Origin of the sequence: Paenibacillus sp. Dod16, from assembly GCF_049893405.1 — a bacterium.
Lineage (GTDB): Bacteria > Bacillota > Bacilli > Paenibacillales > Paenibacillaceae > Paenibacillus_AQ.
Window position 1 is genome coordinate 6,226 of record NZ_JBNDYG010000013.1, and the last position, 18,781, is coordinate 25,006.

The window sequence follows — 18,781 nt, forward strand, 5'->3', positions numbered from 1 at the left end:
ATCTTCCGCCGCCTGAGGTATACAACGAGAAGCTGGATGTCATTATGTCCTCCGGCAACTTGCCGGATATGCTTCATACGTATGAACCGGTGTGGTTCGACAATTATGTCAAACAAAAGGCATTTATGCCGCTGGATGAGTTAATCGACAAGCATGGTCCCCATCTAAAAGAGAAAATTCCGCCGGAGGTCTGGGATCGGGTTCGATATGGCGGTAAAATCTATGCGGTGCCAAGCTTGAATGAGGTGACCGGGGCAGAGCTAATGTATGTCCGAAAGGATTGGCTTGATCGGCTTGGCCTGGAACCGCCTGAAACACTGGAGGAATATTACGAAGTCATCCGTGCCTTCACGCTCGATGATCCGGACGGCAACGGCGTGCAGGATACGATCGGCCTTACCCTGACATCGAAGTTGGGCAGGTCTTCCCCGTTCTTCGGCGCCTTCGGCACGCAGCGGAATACGTGGTTTGAACGGGATGGGCAGTTGGTGAACGGAAGTATTCTGCCTGAAACAAAGGAGACCCTCGCGTTTTTTGCCAAGCTGTATCAGGAGAATCTGCTCGATCGAGAGTTTCCTCTTAACCTGCAAAATAATCTGTTCGAAAAAATAGAAAATGGCACGGTGGGCCTCTTCTCCGCAGCATGGTACGATACGCGGGGACCGATTGCGGCCAATATGAGCAAGGATCCGGAGGCAAAGTGGATTCCGCTACCGTATCCGACGGGACCGGACGGACTCAAAGGGGTAGAGGGCAAGGACATTATCCGCGGCTACAATGTCATTCCCGCCGAATCGGAGAACGCAGCCGAAGTGATTAGGTTTCTGGACTTTATCGCCAGTGACTATAAGACGCTGAAGCTCGGCTTCGAGAACGAAATCTGGCGTTGGGAGGACGGGGCGATCGTTACGGATTTTGCACTTCACGACAAGCATTTGTACCGTGGAATTTATCAGTCGCTTGTTGATGTGCCGGACCAAATGCTGTTTAAGGAGCGGCTTGACTCACTAGGCGATTTCAACCTATACAACAACTTGCAGATGATTCATTCGCATATAACCCCGAATGCATTCTATGGCGTTCCCACACCTGCCATGACGAAGTACAGCAATAAGCTTAAAAATCTGGAGGACGTGTTTACGAAGATCATTATGGGGCTGGAACCGCTGGATGCCTTCGATGACTATGTGAAGAGGTGGAAGGAAGAAGGAGGAGATGAAATCACGAAGGAAGTGAATGAATGGTACTCCAAACAATGATGTCGGCCGCCAAAGGAGGGGGGACTCGAATGATGGCGTTGATTCGCTGGGTACGGGATCGGTTTTCGCAAAATATTCAAACCCGCTTAACCGGTTATTTTCTGCTGATCCTGCTGCCGCTGGTCATCATCAGCCTGTTTGCGGTGGAACGGTCCCGGGATATTCTGTATGAACAGGCGGTCGAGCGGACGGAGATGGCGCTTTCGTCAGCGATGAATCATTTTGATCTGGCGCTGCAAAACGTGGAGGAGATATCCACCCTGATTGCAAGCGATCCTGGAATGAATGAGCTGTTGAACAAAAACAGCACCAACTTCTCCCCTCATTCGATCGTGGATTTCTCGGATATATTGGATCAGTTATTGAATTCCGTTTCGGTGAACCGGTTTGTATCCCAAATTTCGGTGTATCATCCGGCGTCCAGCAGGTTAATCTCTACTCATTATGGCGTCAAAGAGCTGACGGGTGAGACGCAGCGGGAATGGCTTGTCGAAGCTGCCCGGAGGAACGGAACGGGGATTTCCTACGTGATGTCGGAATCCCCAGTGGCGGAGGGCATCACTTTTGGCCAGATGACGAATACGGACAGCGTCTCCTTGATTCGTGCGATGGACCTGTACAACAGCGAGCGGCAGTCGAATCTGCTGGTGGTGTCCTTTAACAAGAGCAAGCTGTTAAATATCATCAAGACGCTGCTTCCCTCCGAGAACAGCCGTATCGCCCTGTTGAACGAAAAGGGACAAGTGGTGGTGGAGACAGGCAGAGTGCATGAGGATAACATTTCCGACAAGGATATGACCGTAGCGATTGACTCGGATTACTCCGCATGGCGCCTCGCGCTGGTTCAGCCGAAAAGCGAGCTGTACAAAGAGACTGATCAGCTGCGCCTGTTCACGGTTGCGATCATCGGGCTGAGCATCCTGCTGGCCATCATTATTTCATGGGTGGTTTACAGCGGAATTGCCTCCCCTGTGTTGAAGTTGTCGCGTGGGATGAAGCGGCTCAGCAGCGGGGAGCTGAATATTCATGTCGATACCAAGCGGAAGGACGAGTTCGGCTTTCTCATTCAGTCGTTTAACAAGATGGCCGTCGTACAGAAGCATCTGATCGAGGATCATTATGAGCAGCAGCTGCGATTAACGACTACCGAGCTGAAGTTTCTGCAATCCCAGATCAACCCGCATTTTCTATACAATACCCTCGATTCGATTTACTGGACGGCCAAAAACTACGATGCGGATGAGATCAGCGAGATGGTGATGAATCTGTCGAAGTTTTTTCGGCTGAGCCTAAATAAGGGCAGGCAGGTGTTCACGATTGAGGAGAGCATCACCCATCTGCACTACTATTTACGAATTCAGCAGCTTCGTTTCATGGACAATTTCACCGTGGATTATCACATTTCGAAAGAGAGTAAGGATGTTCCGCTCCTCAAGCTCCTGCTCCAGCCTTTGGTGGAAAATGCCATCATTCATGGCATGGAGGGTAAATCCTCCGGAGGGAGCCTGGTCATATCCAGCAGGATCGAAAAGGGGCAGACCGTGGTTATTAGCGTACAGGATAACGGGCCGGGGATTAAGGAAGAACGACTGCGTTATATCCAGCATGAGCTGGAGATGATGAGTTCGCGAAGCGTGCCGGCGTCTTCTCAGGATGAAGAGCATGTGAAGGATCTGTTCGGTCTTCGGAACGTGCTGAGCCGAATGAAGCTGTATTATGGCAAGGAAGCTCAACTCACGGTTCACAGTGTCTCAGGCGAAGGCACAACTGTCACGATCTCCATTCCACTGGATCGCTGCAAGGAAGTTAACCTGAAGTAGGTACTCATATATAGATCGCTCGAAAGGGAGGACCTGAATGAATCTCATGATTGTGGAAGACGAACCCCGGCTGCGTAATGCACTGGCTTACAATATCCCGTGGGACAAGCATGGAATTGAAGTGGTGGGTATGGCGTCCAACGGTGTCGAAGCCCTTGACCTTGTAAGTCGGAAGAAACCGGATATAATGCTGATCGATGTGCAGATGCCTGAAATGGATGGATTGACGCTCCTTGGCGAGCTTCGAAGCCGGCAGGATATCAGCCGATTGACGAAAATGATCATTCTGAGCGGACATGACAACTTCGAGTTTGCGCAGCTGGCGCTGGAATACGGGGTGTCCAAATATTTATTGAAGCCCGCCGGCGAGGAGGATATTCTCGAAGCGGTCCTTGAAGCGAGGCAGCAGCTACGGGAGGATTTGGAGCAGTGGCAGCGCAAGGCGGCGTTGGAACAGAAATGGAAGGACAATCTTCCGCACTTGCAAAATCTCTTTTTTATTCAATGGGTCAGCGGTAAATATACAAAACCGGATGTTCTTAATAAGAGCAAGGAATTATATATTCCGTTGAAGGAGGACGACCGTATTGCGGTAGCTGTGGTGGACCTTGACCCGCTGCCGGAGTGTGAGACCCGGTTTCAACGGGGGGATGTCGAGCTGCTGCAGTTTACGATGCAGTGCCTGGCCAAGGAGCTGTTGTCCCATCCCTCTCTCTGGATCACGTCGGATTCCGGCAGTATGCTGCTGATGGTGTGGATCGTGGAGGAAAACCAAGACGCCAAGGAGGCTATGCTGCGGCTGAATGCGGATGTATCCAAGCTGCTCTCTCAGACGAGGGAAGTGCTGAAGTTAACGGCAAGCGCAGGCATCTGTGCATCCATCGGGACGATCGAGGAGATGAGTCTCTTGTATGCGCAGGCCTGCCGGGCGCTTCAGGAGCGCGTCGTGTATGGACACGACCTTGCGATTCCTTACCGGGAGCAGCTCCAGCGGGATATCCAGGGCGTGATCGTGCAGCAGAATCTGGAGAAGACGCTGGAGATCGCGCTGGAAACGGCCGACGAGACGAAAGCGCTGGAGGCGCTGAAGGGGTTATGGGAAGAAGCCTTCTCCAGATCCGAATCCTCGGACGAATTTCATGAGGCGGTTCTGTACATGAACAGCTTCTTTACCCGGATGATCCAGAAACAGGGCTGGACGGTAAAAAAAGTCGTCGGCGAGGATATCGAATATTTTCATAACGTCAAGCTGCTGAGCACCAAAATGCAAACCTGGTCGCTCTTGGAGCGCACGGTGAAGCATATCGTCTCCTTTATGAGCGAGCAGCGGAAAACGACGAGCAATCAGGTGGTGAAAGATATTCTGAACCTGCTTGAAGAGGAAATGGATCAGGAAATTACGCTGCATACGGTGGCGGACCGGCTTTATGTCAATTCTTCCTATCTTAGCCGGCTGTTCAAGCAGGAAATGGGGGTTGTCTTCTCGACCTATGTGCTGGAACGCAAAATGGAGCGGGCCAAGTCGCTGCTGCAGGAAGGACTTAAGGTGTACGATGCCGCCCGGCTGGTCGGGTACCGCGATGTCAGTTATTTCACCAAGGTGTTTCGGAAATATTGGGGGGTGAATCCGGGGGAGTTTAAGGGGTGATTGATGGGGATCGGCTGGGAGGTGTAGGGGCGTAAAACTCCTTCGCTCTTTGTCGCTCCACGGTCGTATCGTTCCTCCAATCGCTGTTGTCGCCGAAATTCCTGGAATTATGATTGCAGCTGAAGAATTTCGGCTCCAGCTTATGCTTTCGATGCGAGTTTTCCGATGGAAAACTTTCGGGCGACCGCATTCGCTTTTCCGGAATCGATCCGTGCTCCTCGCTGGTCCGCGTGGGTTCAAACCACTCCCAAAGCCACTCCCCTTGGTTGGGGGAAGTAGAGGTGTGAGAGTCCGCTCCGCGGTCGTATCGTTCCTCCAATCGCTGTTGTCGTCGAATTTCCTGGAATTATGATTACAGCGGAAGATTTTCGGCTCCAGCCTATGCTTTCGATGCGAGTTTTCCGGTGGAAAACTTTCAGCCGACCGCTACGCTTTTTCGGAAACCGACACTCCCTCTCCACTGGTCCGCGAGGGTCCACCCAAAAAGCCTCCCCCCTTGGTTTGGGAGGAGAGGGGAAGCGCAGCGCAGCAGAGCGCGCGCAGTTTACATAAACAAACCAAACGAGCCGTTCGGGGCATACATCCCGAACGGCTTGTTTGGTTTTACTCCCAGCCTTAACTATCGGCTGGGCGGAAGTAATCACCCGCGCAACATGGTTGAGGCTAGGTAGGCCAAGCTCGGAGCGGAGCAGCGTGGGCCTTGCTTGGCGATGAAGCACGGCAAAGCCGTGTGCTTCGAAATGCCAACTTCATTCTTGAGCAAGCTTCAACGGAGCAGGCGGAATTGTTCTGGAGAAGCGGCAGCGGTCCCCTTTATTCCCGGATTTCAACATGGTTTTATTCATTCAGAAGAAATCTGGGGGTAACAGGGATCGGAAGAACAATCCGCATGCGGAGTGATGAGCAAGCATCTTGATAATGAGTCAATGGTTTGTGCTGACTCATGTCCACGATTTTATGTTCTGATCGTCACAAGTTAACACCCCATGAAACACCTACCGCAACCTCATGGCATAATTACTGACGTCCATGCCCCAACACAACATCATATTACCATAAATAGTAATGATCCTCGCCTACTCAGTCCCTGCGCCGGCAATTACAATTTGTAGTAACCAAGGAGATTGAATCAATAGAAAGGGGGAGACGAGTCGATGAAACCCACGATAGAACCATCGCCGGCACCGTATAGAGAGATGAAGAAAAAACGAGGGTACTGGGGCCGTTTAGGGTCGGACATATGGAAAGAGTGGGATCTTTATCTGCTGCTCGTACCAGGCATCTTGTTCATTTTGCTGTTCAAGTACACGCCGATGTACGGCATAACGATTGCATTTAAGGATTTCAACATATTCACCGGATTTGCCGACAGCCCGTGGGTGGGATGGAAGCACTTCGAGAAGCTGTTCACGTCGCCGGACTTTGCTCAGGTATTTAAAAATACGGTCATCATCAGCTTCCTGAAAATCGTGATCTTGTTTCCGCTCCCCATCATTATCGCCCTGATGCTCAATGAGCTGAGGAATATGGTATTTAAGCGCACGGTGCAAACCGTCATCTATCTTCCGCATTTCTTGTCCTGGGTCATCGTCGGCGGATTGTTTATCGATATCCTCTCAACGAACGGAGGAATCGTCAATAAAGTTTTGGTATCCTTAGGGATGGAGCAGATTGCGTTTTTCCTGGATAACAGCGTGTTCCGAGGCGTGCTGATCACCTCGGCAGGCTGGAAGGAAACGGGCTGGAGCACCATCGTATACTTGGCAGCGTTTACAATGATCGACCCGATGCTGTATGAAGCCGCGAAGATCGACGGGGCCGGACGATGGAAGCAGCTGTGGCACATTACGCTCCCGGGGATTGCCCCGATTATTGTCCTGATGTTTATCCTGCGGCTCGGAAACGTGCTGGAAGCGGGAACGGAACAGATTCTCGTCATGTACAATCCGGTGGTGTACCAGGTATCGGATGTCATTGGAACCTATGTATACCGGCAGGGTCTCGGGAACCAGGATTACAGCTTCTCGACCGCGGTTGGCTTGTTCGAAGCCGTTATATCCTTCACATTGGTCATCATGGGCAATGCCATGAGCAGAAAATACTTACAGCGCGGGATCTGGTAAAGAAAGGGTGGCGCAAATGGATCACAAAAAAGCTTTGGAAGGAACAAACACCACCCGAGGTGTCATCCAAACGTCGTTTTCGGAGAAATGCTTCTCGGTATTCAATTATACGTTCTTCATCATGATGGGCTTAACGACCCTGCTGCCTTTCATGAACCTGATCGCGAAATCCTTGAGCAGCGAGGGAGCCGTCATATCGGGTCAGGTTGGGCTGCTCCCGGTCGGGGTTCAATTCGAAACGTACAAGTACGTGCTGCAGGATTCCATGTTCTTGAATTCGCTCAAGGTATCCATTTTTCTGACGATCATCGGAACAGCTTGCAGCTTGTTTTTGACCACCCTGACAGCTTATCCGTTGTCCAAATACCGGCTGCGGGGACGGAAAGGGCTGCTGTTGATCTTCGTATTTACGATGCTCTTCAGCGGCGGACTGATTCCGACGTACCTGCTCATGCAAAATTTGAATCTGGTGAACTCCTTCCCGGTGTTATTCCTGCCGGCGATGGTGAACGTGTACAACATGCTCATCATTAAAAACTATTTCGAGGGGCTTCCGGATGAGCTGGAGGAGTCCGCAAAGCTGGATGGCGCGGGGAATATCCGCATCCTGGTCTCGGTCATTGTACCGCTCTCGCTTCCCGTTATGGCAACGATCGGATTGTTCTTTGCGGTTGCTTTCTGGAATGACTATTTTGCGGCGATGATCTACATTACCGATCCGGCGATCAAGCCGATGCAGCTGTACCTGAAGGAGCTGCTGGTTTCGTCCAGCGGGGACTTCCTGAAGGATAATGTCGACGCCGCGATTAACGCAACACCTCAGTCCATACAAGCTTCCTCGATCCTGCTGGCAACGATCCCGATTTTGCTGGTGTATCCATTCCTGCAAAAGTATTTTGTTAAAGGCGTGCTGGTAGGTTCGGTTAAAGGCTAGATTCATCAGAGCTTACTTCATAAAGGTGGTGATGCGCTTCGTATTGTCAGATGGCAGAATTCATTGAATTTCTCAATCACAAGGAGGGTTATCCATGATCAAGATTAAAAAATCCGCGGTACTGGCCGGGATTCTCGGATTCACGCTGGCGCTGTCCGGATGCGGCGGCGGGGGAGGCGGCACAACGGACACGCCGGCCGCTCAGCCGACGGATACACCGGCAACCACGCCAAAAGACGAGGGGAACGGTGGGACTACGGCCGAAAAACCGGGTCTGCGCATGATCATGCAATATGGATTGTTTGATCCGAAGACTGAATATGTGGCCAAGTACATCCAGGAAAGAACCGGATTTAATGTGGAATACGAACTGCTGCCGGCCGAGAACGCGGATGAGAAGCTGAACCTGCTCGTATCCAGCAAAGATAACTATGATTTTGTGAAATTGAATGCAGCGCAGTTCTACAATCTGGCCTCTGCGGGAGCGCTCGAGCCGCTTGATGAGCTGTTGGAATCCCACGGCAACTATATTAAGCAATCCATTAAGCAGGAATCCTTCGGCAGTGCCACCATCGACGGGAAGATTTACGGCATTCCCGAGACCGGAGCTGGCGTAAGCATCGGGGAGGAACTTGTGGTAAGACAGGATTGGATGGACGAATTGGGACTGTCCATGCCTACGACTGCCGATGAGCTTTACAATGTGCTCAAAACGATCAAAGAGAAGAAAAAGGTAATTCCGCTCACCATGAGCAAGGATTCCCTGTACGGAGACATTGCCACGACATTCGGCATTTTGACGGATTGGAAAGAGGTCGATGGCAAGCTGTTGCATCGTGCCGAGCAGCCGGAGATGAAAGAATACATTACCTTTATGAACAAACTGTATAAAGAAGGCCTACTGGACACCGAAACGCCGATCAATACCGCACAGAAGTCCATCGAGAAATTCTCGGGCGGCAATGCGGCCATGTATAAGCTGGCTTGGTGGAATGCGGGAACAACGATTGCTGCGCTGGAGAAAAACTTCCCGGAAGCCAAAACGTCCATTATTCCTTATCTGAAAGGCAAGGACGGCAAAGCGGTGGTCGGAGCCAAAGCGAACACCACTTGGTATGTAGCCATTCTGAAATCCTCGAAGAACAAGGAAGCCGCCATGGAATTCCTGAACGCGAAGTTGGAGCCGGAGACATTCAAAGGCATCGCGCTGGGTAAAGAAGGCGTCCATCATGAAGTGAAGAACGGAAAGTACTATCCGATTCTGCCGATCTTCAATGATGAATTGAATAATGCGAGCAGCTTCTTGACAGGGGTAGACGAAGAGAAGTACCCAATCTACTGGCAGGCACGAGTTCGTAAGGATCCGATTCTGCAAGCGCATTTCGAAGCTTTCCAGAAAAATGCCGAAGGCATCATCGTTGTAGATCCGATGTCAACGGCACCGCCAATTGAAGCTGTATCCAAAAACCTGCTGAAATTGACGACCCTGCTCGATGACAATGTGCTGCAATTCATTTCCGGAGCGAAGCCGATTGATGCTTACGATCAATTCCTGGCTCAATGGAGAGCCGAAGGTGGAGCCGATATGGTGGCTGCAGCCAATGAATGGTTTCAGTCCACGAAGTAAATGATTCATTTGAAAAAGCAGTCTGCGCTGGCGGCTGCTTTTTCAAAATTCGTAAAGGGGGTGACCGTTGAATTTCATATTCACGTGATCGTTCATTCTGAATAGGAGAAAGGTGGTAATCATTTGATGTATCGTTTATTTCGCAGGCGAATCGCGCTGTTTCTCAGTCTGTCACTGATCGTTTCTCTCATTGTTCCGGTTGGGTCTTCGGCGTTCGCGGATAACGAAATTCCTCCGGTTCAAAGCGCGGCTCCCGAACTGGTTACCCTGGTCTCCCAAGGCGGAGAGAGTCTGGAGTTCACGGATATCAACGTGGCTGGCGATACGGTGGAAGGGAAAAATGATTATTTGGCGCTGTATACCAGCGGCGCAACGGTTACGGGTTCCGTATATAAAGATGAGGTATGGGTGCCTACGCTTCATGTCGCGGTCTCTGTGGATGCGAGCGGCATTGTCCAGAATGTGGTTGGACCGAACGGCGATCCTCCGACTTCTTGGGATCCGGGAACATTGCTTCCAATTCCGGTCGGTGGTTACGTTGTAGTGGCTGGCGGCACCCATGCGTGGGATCAATCCGTTTTTCAGAAACCTCTCTTCAATCATAACAAAACGGGAGATACGGTAAAGCTGATGCGGGCGGGCGAAGAAGTGACAGCGGCTGATTTCCTGCCGGAGCAGCCGGGGCCGGGTCCAGGGCCGGATCCGCTGCCACCCGAGCTGCATCTGATTACGCAAACTGATACGACTGTGGATATTCCGGTCATTGAGATTGCGGGTTTTGTGGCGAATTATGCTGCGGATCAGGATTTAAGCGTAACGGTTAATGGCGATGAAACTGCGATTACGGCGGAAGGCATGTTTCGCACGAATGTTTATTTGGAGCCGGGCCCGAACAAGGCTGAGGTGAAACTGTTTAAGGGAGATGGCGAACTGGCAGTCCAAACACTGAATATCGTGTACGAACCGATCGAGAACCAGGATTATATTGAAGTCGAAGCGGCACCGAAGGATATTACGATCGACATTGAAGGTCCGCGGAAGAAGCTGGACTATGTCGACAAGGATGTCACGGGCGTGCCAAACATCGTGGCGATTTTTACAAGAGATTACGGCAATTCCATCACGATTCCTCAGACCAATGTCGCCGTGCAGGTGGATGCCAACAACCGCGTATTACGGGTGATCAATCCTTCGATCAACGGGAAGCCGCCTGTATGGACAGGGCCGACCGAGCTTGAAATTCCCGAAGGCGGTTATGTGCTGATGGCACAGGATAACAGCTACGCAGGTAATAACATCAAGCGCTATTTGGCCGAGAATTTTAAGGTCGGGGATATGATCAAGCGAAGTGGTTCAGGTACGCGACATCATGAGCGGCAATGGTCTTATTGCACGGCTCACGCTGGATAACCAGATGATGTACACCGTAACGGAAGGCAGCACCGCCATCACGGGGCGCATCGACAACATGGACGACATTACCGCGATCAAACTTCTTGTGAACGGTATCGAGGTTCCTTTTGAAGCGGATGGTACCTTCACGCATAACTACACGTTAACAAACGGCACCAATTATATCGAAGTCAAAGTAATGAAAAATGACATTGAGCAGGATGTGCGTCATCTTGCGGTGTTTGCAAGACCTGATTTCTCCCCGGAAAAAGAAGTCATTCTCTGGGTGGACCAGGCTTCCAATGTCAGAAAGTTTAAAACGAGCGAGGATGTTTTGGCATTCTTGCAAAAAGCCAAGGAAACGGGCGTTACCTCGGTGGCATTTGATGTGAAGGGCGTTGAAGGTTATGTCTCTTATAAAAAGAACGATTTGACGGGCAGACCTTATGTCAGCGAGATCAAGGCACCTGAAAAAGCAGGCGCAAGCCCGGATTTGGACCTCCTGCAGGAGTTTATTGATCATGGTCATGCACTGGGATTAGAGATTCATGCGGCGATCAACGTGTTTGCCGAAGGATCGATTGCCCATAACGAGTATGCGGTTCTGAACGATCACCTCGATTGGGAGGAACGTGTATATTTCGCGGAGAACAACGGCGAGATCAAGCGACTGCGCGAGAGCAAAAAGCAGGGCCTGGTAGCCTTCGTCAACCCGTCCAATGACGAGGTTCGCAATTATCAGCTTCGAACATTCGAAGAAATCATTAAGAACTATGATGTGGACGGCGTTGTCCATGACCGGAGCCGATATGACAACGAGGGGGCCGACTTCAGCGACGAGACCCGCGTAAAGTTCGAGCAGTTTTTGCAGGCCCGAGACAAGCAGCTTAACCAATGGCCAAACGATATCTTTTACTATGAAAACAATGTTCGGGTATACGGCCCGCTGATTCAGGACTGGTGGGAATTCCGCTCAGGGACGATTCAGAGCTTCTTCGGCGAAGTGAAGGATCTGGTGGATTCCTATGAAGTTTCAACAGGTAGAAAGATCGAAGTATCCTCTTATGTTGGATCCTGGTATGAAACGTATTATTTGAACGGCGTGAACTGGGGCAGCAAGAACTTCCGGTTCAATCCCGCGCTCGGCATGCCGGACGAATCGGTGTATACGCCGGAATACTATCAAACCGGGTATATCGAGTATTTGGATTTTCTGATGATCGGGGCTTATCAAACCACCAGCCAGGAAATCCAGAAATATATTACGCTCGGCAATATCGTAACGAATGGTGAAATTCCGCTGTATGCAGGCATTGCCATGAACAATGTGCAGGCGCCGGCCGTACAGCGCGAAGTGTTCCAGGCGGGGCTGAAGTCCACGAACGGACTGATGCTGTTTGATGCATCCCAGGTCAACTGGCCGATCGCGGCGGCTGCTCTCCAAGATAAGGAGTGGGTGAAGGATTACCAGCTCGGGATGAGCTTGCCGGGAAGTCCGGAATCGTTCCTGGAAGGCAATTTCTATAATATCAACCGGATCGAGGGCAACGTCAACGTGATGACGGAAGCTTTCGGATACTCCACGGGCACGAACCGCTTTGGGGTTGAAGTGGTTGTGGATAACACGGGTCACGTGACGCGCGTAGTCAACCGGAACCAAGCGATCAACTGGAGCTGGGGAGCGCCGGAAGAGAATAACAGTGTTATACCGCAGGGAGGTTTTGTCATTTCCACCCTGGATCCGTCAGGTACAAGAACGCTTCGTCAGCTCGTGGCCAATGCTTACAATACGGGCGACCAGGTTCGTTCGGCCGTATTAAGCGGGCTGATGGATGACGAGGGCAAAGAGACGCGCGACAGTCAGCTTGCGTTGAAAGGGCTTGTGGAAGTTCTCGGACCCGGCCAAGCGACCGTGAAGGTGAATGGTGCCGATGCGACTCTGTCGGCGAAAGGTGAATTTACAGCTAATGTACCGCTGCAAACGGGCGTCAATTCGATTACGGTGGACGTGTTCGTTGACGAATTCAAAACCAACAGCAAGACGTTTGAGGTCATCCGGACTACTACAGGAGACGGCGGATCCGATCCGGGTACTCCGGGCGGAGGATCCGGTTCACCCGGTGGAGGATCGACAACACCACCTCCTAAACCGTCGGAGCCCGAGCGGTTGAGCATCAAGAAAGAGACGGCACCGGGCGGTGGGACGGTTATCGTAGCGGATGCGAGCGAGAAGGGCATGCTCAGCGACGTGCAACGGCTCAGCAAGCTGCCGGCGGCTTCACGCGTGCTTACGTATTCGGTGACCGACGCTTCGGATTCCGTCGTTCTTCACTTGCCTGTTCAGGGGTTGAGTGCTGCCGTGAAGGACCTGCCGGGGGGCTCCATCGTGTTGGAATCCTCCCAAGGCCGATTGGAAATTCCGCTGCATTCGCTGACGGAAACATTGCAACAACGGGGTACGGCGGAAAGTCTGCAAATTCGCGTTGGTTTAGCTTCAAAAGAAGAAGAGGATCGGGTAAAGGCAGCGTTGGAGGCAGGAGCCTCCAAGCTGGATGCGTCACTTTCCATAAACTTGGCTTGGAAACAGGGGGATACGTTATCTGCGTTGCCGGCGCTTAAGGGACCTTACGCTAAGTTTACCAAGGTTCTATCCAGTGTCGTCAGCCCATCCCAAACGACGGTGCTGCGGATGGATCCGGCATCCGGCAAGCTGGTCTTCGTACCGGCGCTCATTCGCACGTCGAAAGGCAAATCCGAAGCGGAGTTTAAGTGGAGGGAGAGCGGGGCCTATTCCGTAGTTTCCAATGCGAAGACGTTTGAGGATTTAAGCAGCCATTGGGCCCGCGAGGACATTACGCTGTTGGCCTCGAAACAATTGATCGAGGGATTAAGCGATACGCGTTTTGGTCCAAACGAGGCGATCACGAGAGCGCAGTTCACGGCGATGCTCGTCCGTGCGCTCGGATTGAAGGATCAGGGAGATCATGCGAGCTTCCAGGATGTGAAGGCAAACGATTGGTATGCAGCCGCAGTCGCTACGGCAGTGGAGCATGGGCTGATCGAAGGCTTCAGCAATGGTACGTTCCGTCCGAACGAGGAGATCACCCGTGAGCAGATGAGTGTCTTGCTGCTCCGTGCACTGAAGCTTGCCGGTACGGATCTGGAGACAGGAAATACGGACACCATTTTGGAAGGGTTCAAGGATCGCGAACGCATTGCGTCCTGGTCCGAAGAGGCCGTGTCGGCCATCGTCAAATCCGGGTTGATGGAAGGACGTTCTTCTGACCGGTTCGTTCCGGAAGCCCATTCTACCCGGGCTGAGGGAGCGGTCGTATTAACTCGAATGCTGCAAATGGCTGAATTCATTAACCGTTAAACGCAGAAGACCCGTTCGTTAATAACGAACGGGTCTTTGTTGTACGTAAGGCTTTTGAAGTAACGTAGCAGTGAACTTGAAGTGCTACCTTTTTTGAAGAAGTCGCACTGGTCGCCCTGGGGTAGGGGAAATCCTCATAACAGCTTCATGATCCATCGTGGAATGTAGAGAATAACATCAAATATGAGAGTAGTGGTTATCTCCATTCGCTCCAATTTTGTTCTTCCGGGCCAGTAAATCTTTTTCATATGATGAACCTCATTTCAAGTGGATTTGTTGGACTCGTATCGAATCAAATTCTTAAAGATAAATACGCAGGGATTAAATGGAAGTTCCAGTGAATAAGAGGTAGTATATGTACAAGCCAAGTGTGAATTTTGGAATGCGGAGTTCCCAGCAGAAGAAAGCGTGAGTGAAATGGAATTAGAAGTTCAGGAGGTAGCGGAATGAGTAGAGATTGGCATGAGGATATGGAGTACTGCAATAGGCTAGATGACAAAGGCCAGAGTTTTATTTCGCCGGAGGTTTTAAAATACTGGCTCCAGCAAGCAGAAGAAGAGAAAAAACGTGCAGATGAACTCAGTAAAGCAGTAGAAGAAGCCATCGAAATTTGTGAGCAGGTGGAGGACTCAAATGACCCGTTAGAGCTCCTTGAACAAGTGCTGATTCAATTGCAATTGGTGGCGTCCTTCCAAGGGAGGAAAAAGCATAATTAAAAAGTGCAATGATAGACGCCCAAACCCTTGGGCGGGGAGCGGTCCCCCCGATAATTCAAACTGATAGGGATTGAGGGAATGGTGATGCATGAAAATGACATCCTTCTGCATTACGGGCTTACGGTGATAGATAAAGGCAATACCATTAAGATCATGCCCGATGGTTAAGGATTTTCAGGGCCATTTACAACGTAATTATCCTGGGATAAAAGAGAGGTCTTCAATATGAAAAATACATCAAGAATTACATATATAAGAAGACGGCTTATAGCTGATGTTATTTACTTGATTATTTGTATTGTAGGAGTAGTCCTAATTTCTTTAACTGGACATTATTGGTTTGTAATAGTTCCTATATTAGCTCTAATACTTGGAGTTTTCATTATTAGATATCATCTTAAAGAATACAAAGACCATTCTGGAAATGGATAATCTAAAAAAACGAGCCCAATTAAGGGCTCGTTTTTTTCTTGTTGGAGGGGGTGATGGTGTGGTATGAGTAAGAGTGAAATCCTGACTGGGACTATGTCCGGCAAGTTGATCCCGCGCACTCCCTATTCCAGAACCCTTCGGATTTGCTCCAGCATATTGCCGGCAAACGCGATGAGTTCATCCGGTTCGGAATCCGCAGGATTCTGTGCTCCCCCGCTATATTGATACAAGGCACGCTCTATAATCCGATGATACTTGGGAGGAAGGGTGCGCAGACCCCATTCACCGCCTTCTTGTTTAGAGGAAACCACGCCGGCCTTTAGATAGTACAGCACTCGGCACAGGTTTAGCGTGTAGTACATAGGAGAGTCAGTGATGTCTTGTACCGCACCCTCCACGTCATGGAGAATGGCTTGTATGTAATGCTGCCGGTCAACGTGGGTAAAGATCTCTTGAACGGGTTTGCCGTATAGGGCAATGCCCCGATGAAAAATCACGGTGTAATGGGCGGCCAGGTCGGCGTCTTGGAATCCGCCGCATAGGTAATCGTCTTCGGTCAGGTATTTCTCGCGATGAAAGGCGGAATAGTGGAATTCAAATGGAGGCGGATAGACGAGCTCCTGCAGACCGGATTCGAGGACTAGGCTCAGCTCCAACCCCTGTCGATTGGGCATTCCATCGTGGAACGCTATGATTTTTTTGGCCAGCCGTCTCATATGATCCCGGGTAAGCTTGTCCGCTACCACGAGCAGCAGATCGATATCGCTTGTGTCCGGGTTGAAGCAGCCCATAACTAACGAGCCATGTAAGTAAATGCCGACCAGATTGTCGCCGAGCTCCTCCTTAAACAAGTCGACCGCTTGATCCAAAACCCATTGCATGTCCACTCGCCCCCCCACCTTTCTCCTTGTAAGATATTCATCCATTATGTTCGGGAATTCTTTCCTTTGTCAATCTATTGATCTGTTCGTCCGTTTACAGTTGGAATTGGGAAGAGGGAGTCTAATAAAGCAAGCAGGGGATCTGAACGTACATATCGAAGTGAACACGTGACTATGTTTTATATTGAAAGGAGGGAGTTATGAATACTTTTCATGCTGACCAACCAAGTCATATTGAAGTATATGCAATCAAGAATTCGGACCAAATTCGCGATGAGACGTTCCGTGCCTTGTTCAAGACGTTAACTCCCGATCGACAGGATTATGTATCCAAATTCAGAAGAGCGAGCGATTACCAGCGGTCAGTACTTGGTGATGCCATGGTCCACCGAATCCTTCGGGATAAGCTGGGACTTGACCCGATGCATATGGAAATCATAAGAAACGCTTATGGCAAGCCGTTCTTAAAGGAGCATGACAACCTGCATTTTAATGTCTCCCATTCCGGGCATTGGATTGTATGCGCCGTTAGCAGCACGCCGGTCGGGATTGACGTGGAGAAAATGGAGGCGATCGATATGGATATCGCCAAACGCTATTTTCATATAACCGAGTTTAACGCGCTGTTAGACTGTGATCCTTCCGTCCGGCTTTCCCGCTTCTTTGATCTATGGACGTTAAAGGAAAGCTATATCAAGGCCGTTGGCAAAGGCCTGCATTTGCCGTTGGATTCTTTTGCATTGGAGCTGCAAGGAAGCGGGTGGGCACCTGTGCTTGGCGAGGACGGAGAGACCTACTATTTTAAACAGTATGCGGTGGAAGAAGGTTACAAGCTGTCGGTGTGCGGCATTAGCCGTCATTTCCCTGAGGATGTCCAATTCGTAACCGCTGAGGAGTTATGAGTTACGAGATATAAGTTATGAACGGGACCGGGAAAAACCAGCCCAAGGACGGTGCCCTTGAGCTGGTTTCTTGGCGTTCTATAATAGTGGTGGATCAGACAGGGCGCAGTGCCGGCCATGCCAGCTCGATGCCTTCACTGACGAGCTTTTGCTGGAAGCTGGCGAGTCTTTCTTCGTCGTTCCGGACTTCCGTCGGGAGAATATCATGGTCCAGGCAGTAGCTGAGACAATATCCGGCGGCCTCGCCGATGTTCCATTCTACGGGATGCAGCCGGTAGCAGCCATTGGTAATGTGGGTGACCCCGATGTTTTTGCTGGCAGCCAGCACATTCTTCATCCGTTTCGGAATTAAGCTGCCCAGCGGGATTTGGAACGGCAGGGACGAGATATCAATGTATGGGCGCTCGCCCGTGCTCGGATGCAGATCGATCCGGTAACAGCCGATACCGACGGAATCAGGGAACGTTTCCGAAGCGCCGTCCGGCCGCGATTCGGTTGCCACATGCTGCTCCAGGACCGTGAACTCGGCCTGAATTCTTCTCGACTCACGGATGTAAGGATACATGGCCATCCCGTCTTCCGTTCCGACCACATCGGGACGCAGGCGAAGTCCGGGATAACCCTTCCCGCCATCCGGCCGCGGCACCTCGGTCTGCAGCCAATACAGCAGGGACAAGCTAAGCTGTTTGGCTTGATAGATATGATGGTCGGCCTCTTCCTTCGGAACATCGATAATGGAGCCCAGCCAGTAGTCGTTTTGCGGCCAGTTCACAAGCGATACCGAGCTTTCGAACGTACCTTCCGCGAAATGTTTCGGGTCCAGGATTTGCCGGTATTGATAGAGCGGAAACTTACCGTGTCCCGGAAAGATCTCATACTCGACCGGCTCATTTGTGGACGGCTTGACGGCGGTCAGGCTTAACAGCTTATCCGGCCAGAAATCGGGTTTATATTCCCGCCAAAAATCGTAAAGGGCAGGCTTCTCGATCGTGTGGTCCTCCCCCTCCAGATAATCCACGGCAAAACAATACGTAAAGCCCTGCATGTCCTGCGGCAGCGGATCGCCGTCAACGGCATGCGGTTCCCCTGTTTGGGATTTGGACTCGGCGCCGGTAACATATTCGATGCCCGCCAGCGGAAGCAAATCGCCGAGCTCGGTGGCATCCACGAAGAACGGAGCGTGAAGCGTAATTTGATCCTGCGTCTCAAGATGACGAACGGTTACGTTGTTCACGCGATCCCCTGAAACGTCGGCAGACTCTGGCGCATATTGATAGAGGATCTTAAGCCGACCGCTGTGAATGTACGGGGCCAGCATTTGTTGTAGGACGGCGAGGGCCGTGCGCGGCTCATGGCACAGCCGGCTCACGATGCCGCTGCCGGGGTTTAATTGCACATTGGATCTTGCCTTGGGAGTCATGGGGAAGTATTCGCGATAGTACTGGCGGACGCCTTCGCGGAACTGCCGGTAGCTGCGCGTGCAACCAAAGGATTCAATCCACGGATGCTCGTCGGGCGGAACCGCCTGGCTGGTTAGCTGTCCCCCGATCCAAGTGGTCTCCTCGGTCATGATGACCGTCTTTCCTGATTTAGCGGCGGCAAGCGCAGCGGCAGTTCCCCCTGTCCCGCCGCCGAGAATGACGATATCGGCCTGCATTTCTCGTATCATTG

Annotated in this window: 12 protein-coding genes; 10 read left to right on the forward strand and 2 right to left on the reverse strand. The window is 51.2% G+C overall.

What is annotated here, in order from left to right; all coding sequences use genetic code 11:
* The 9 genes from ACPV3A_RS12090 to ACPV3A_RS12130 all read left to right on the forward strand — a co-directional run.
* The coding region (locus ACPV3A_RS12090; protein ID WP_426199773.1) for an extracellular solute-binding protein at positions 1–1,259 on the forward strand (1,259 nt) is incomplete at its 5' end.
* Between the two features lie 29 nt (positions 1,260–1,288).
* Entirely contained in the window at positions 1,289–3,079 is a 1,791-nt protein-coding gene (locus ACPV3A_RS12095; RefSeq protein ID WP_339222673.1) for a sensor histidine kinase, read from the forward strand.
* Positions 3,080–3,116: 37 nt separating this feature from the next.
* Positions 3,117–4,727, forward strand: a complete 1,611-nt coding sequence (locus ACPV3A_RS12100; protein ID WP_426199776.1) for a response regulator transcription factor — start codon at positions 3,117–3,119, stop codon at positions 4,725–4,727.
* A 1,154-nt stretch (positions 4,728–5,881) separates the two neighbouring features.
* On the forward strand, positions 5,882–6,850 hold the full coding sequence (locus tag ACPV3A_RS12105) for an ABC transporter permease (RefSeq protein ID WP_071222838.1): 969 nt from the start codon (positions 5,882–5,884) through the stop codon (positions 6,848–6,850).
* Between the two features lie 16 nt (positions 6,851–6,866).
* Positions 6,867–7,784 (forward strand): carbohydrate ABC transporter permease, encoded by a 918-nt coding sequence (locus ACPV3A_RS12110; RefSeq protein WP_194541567.1) that lies wholly within the window; start codon positions 6,867–6,869, stop codon positions 7,782–7,784.
* Positions 7,785–7,878: 94 nt separating this feature from the next.
* The gene (locus ACPV3A_RS12115) at positions 7,879–9,411 is read left to right on the forward strand and encodes an extracellular solute-binding protein (protein ID WP_426199779.1); all 1,533 of its coding nucleotides are present in this window, start codon (positions 7,879–7,881) and stop codon (positions 9,409–9,411) included.
* A 126-nt stretch (positions 9,412–9,537) separates the two neighbouring features.
* Positions 9,538–10,821, forward strand: a complete 1,284-nt coding sequence (locus tag ACPV3A_RS12120; RefSeq protein WP_426199780.1) for a hypothetical protein — start codon at positions 9,538–9,540, stop codon at positions 10,819–10,821.
* Complete coding sequence (locus ACPV3A_RS12125; protein ID WP_426199782.1) at positions 10,760–14,179, forward strand: S-layer homology domain-containing protein; 3,420 nt, start codon at positions 10,760–10,762, stop codon at positions 14,177–14,179. Before ACPV3A_RS12120 ends, ACPV3A_RS12125 begins: the two co-directional genes overlap by 62 nt.
* Positions 14,180–14,625: 446 nt before the next feature.
* Positions 14,626–14,895, forward strand: coding sequence for a hypothetical protein (locus ACPV3A_RS12130; protein WP_339295966.1), 270 nt, complete (start codon positions 14,626–14,628; stop codon positions 14,893–14,895).
* Positions 14,896–15,449: 554 nt separating this feature from the next.
* Here the strand turns inward: ACPV3A_RS12130 and ACPV3A_RS12135 are convergent.
* Positions 15,450–16,208 (reverse strand): aminoglycoside adenylyltransferase domain-containing protein, encoded by a 759-nt coding sequence (locus tag ACPV3A_RS12135; RefSeq protein WP_426199817.1) that lies wholly within the window; start codon positions 16,206–16,208, stop codon positions 15,450–15,452.
* A gap of 200 nt (positions 16,209–16,408) precedes the next feature.
* Between ACPV3A_RS12135 and ACPV3A_RS12140 the strand changes: the two genes are divergently transcribed.
* Positions 16,409–17,110, forward strand: coding sequence for a 4'-phosphopantetheinyl transferase family protein (locus tag ACPV3A_RS12140; protein WP_426199784.1), 702 nt, complete (start codon positions 16,409–16,411; stop codon positions 17,108–17,110).
* Positions 17,111–17,204: 94 nt separating this feature from the next.
* Here the strand turns inward: ACPV3A_RS12140 and ACPV3A_RS12145 are convergent, their stop codons facing one another.
* Positions 17,205–18,779, reverse strand: coding sequence for an FAD-dependent oxidoreductase (locus ACPV3A_RS12145; RefSeq protein WP_426199786.1), 1,575 nt, complete (start codon positions 18,777–18,779; stop codon positions 17,205–17,207).
* Positions 18,780–18,781 lie beyond the last annotated feature (2 nt).

Excerpts from the sequence above, each read along its gene's own strand:
- ACPV3A_RS12115 (WP_426199779.1), top strand. The coding sequence starts at position 7,879 with ATGATCAAGATTAAAAAATCCGCGGTACTGGCCGGGATTCTCGGATTC.
- ACPV3A_RS12110 (WP_194541567.1), top strand. The coding sequence starts at position 6,867 with ATGGATCACAAAAAAGCTTTGGAAGGAACAAACACCACCCGAGGTGTC.
- ACPV3A_RS12145 (WP_426199786.1), bottom strand. The coding sequence starts at position 18,779 with ATGATACGAGAAATGCAGGCCGATATCGTCATTCTCGGCGGCGGGACA.
- ACPV3A_RS12120 (WP_426199780.1), top strand. The coding sequence starts at position 9,538 with ATGTATCGTTTATTTCGCAGGCGAATCGCGCTGTTTCTCAGTCTGTCA.
- ACPV3A_RS12100 (WP_426199776.1), top strand. The coding sequence starts at position 3,117 with ATGAATCTCATGATTGTGGAAGACGAACCCCGGCTGCGTAATGCACTG.
- ACPV3A_RS12095 (WP_339222673.1), top strand. The coding sequence starts at position 1,289 with ATGATGGCGTTGATTCGCTGGGTACGGGATCGGTTTTCGCAAAATATT.
- ACPV3A_RS12135 (WP_426199817.1), bottom strand. The coding sequence starts at position 16,208 with ATGCAATGGGTTTTGGATCAAGCGGTCGACTTGTTTAAGGAGGAGCTC.
- ACPV3A_RS12105 (WP_071222838.1), top strand. The coding sequence starts at position 5,882 with ATGAAACCCACGATAGAACCATCGCCGGCACCGTATAGAGAGATGAAG.
- ACPV3A_RS12140 (WP_426199784.1), top strand. The coding sequence starts at position 16,409 with ATGAATACTTTTCATGCTGACCAACCAAGTCATATTGAAGTATATGCA.
- ACPV3A_RS12130 (WP_339295966.1), top strand. The coding sequence starts at position 14,626 with ATGAGTAGAGATTGGCATGAGGATATGGAGTACTGCAATAGGCTAGAT.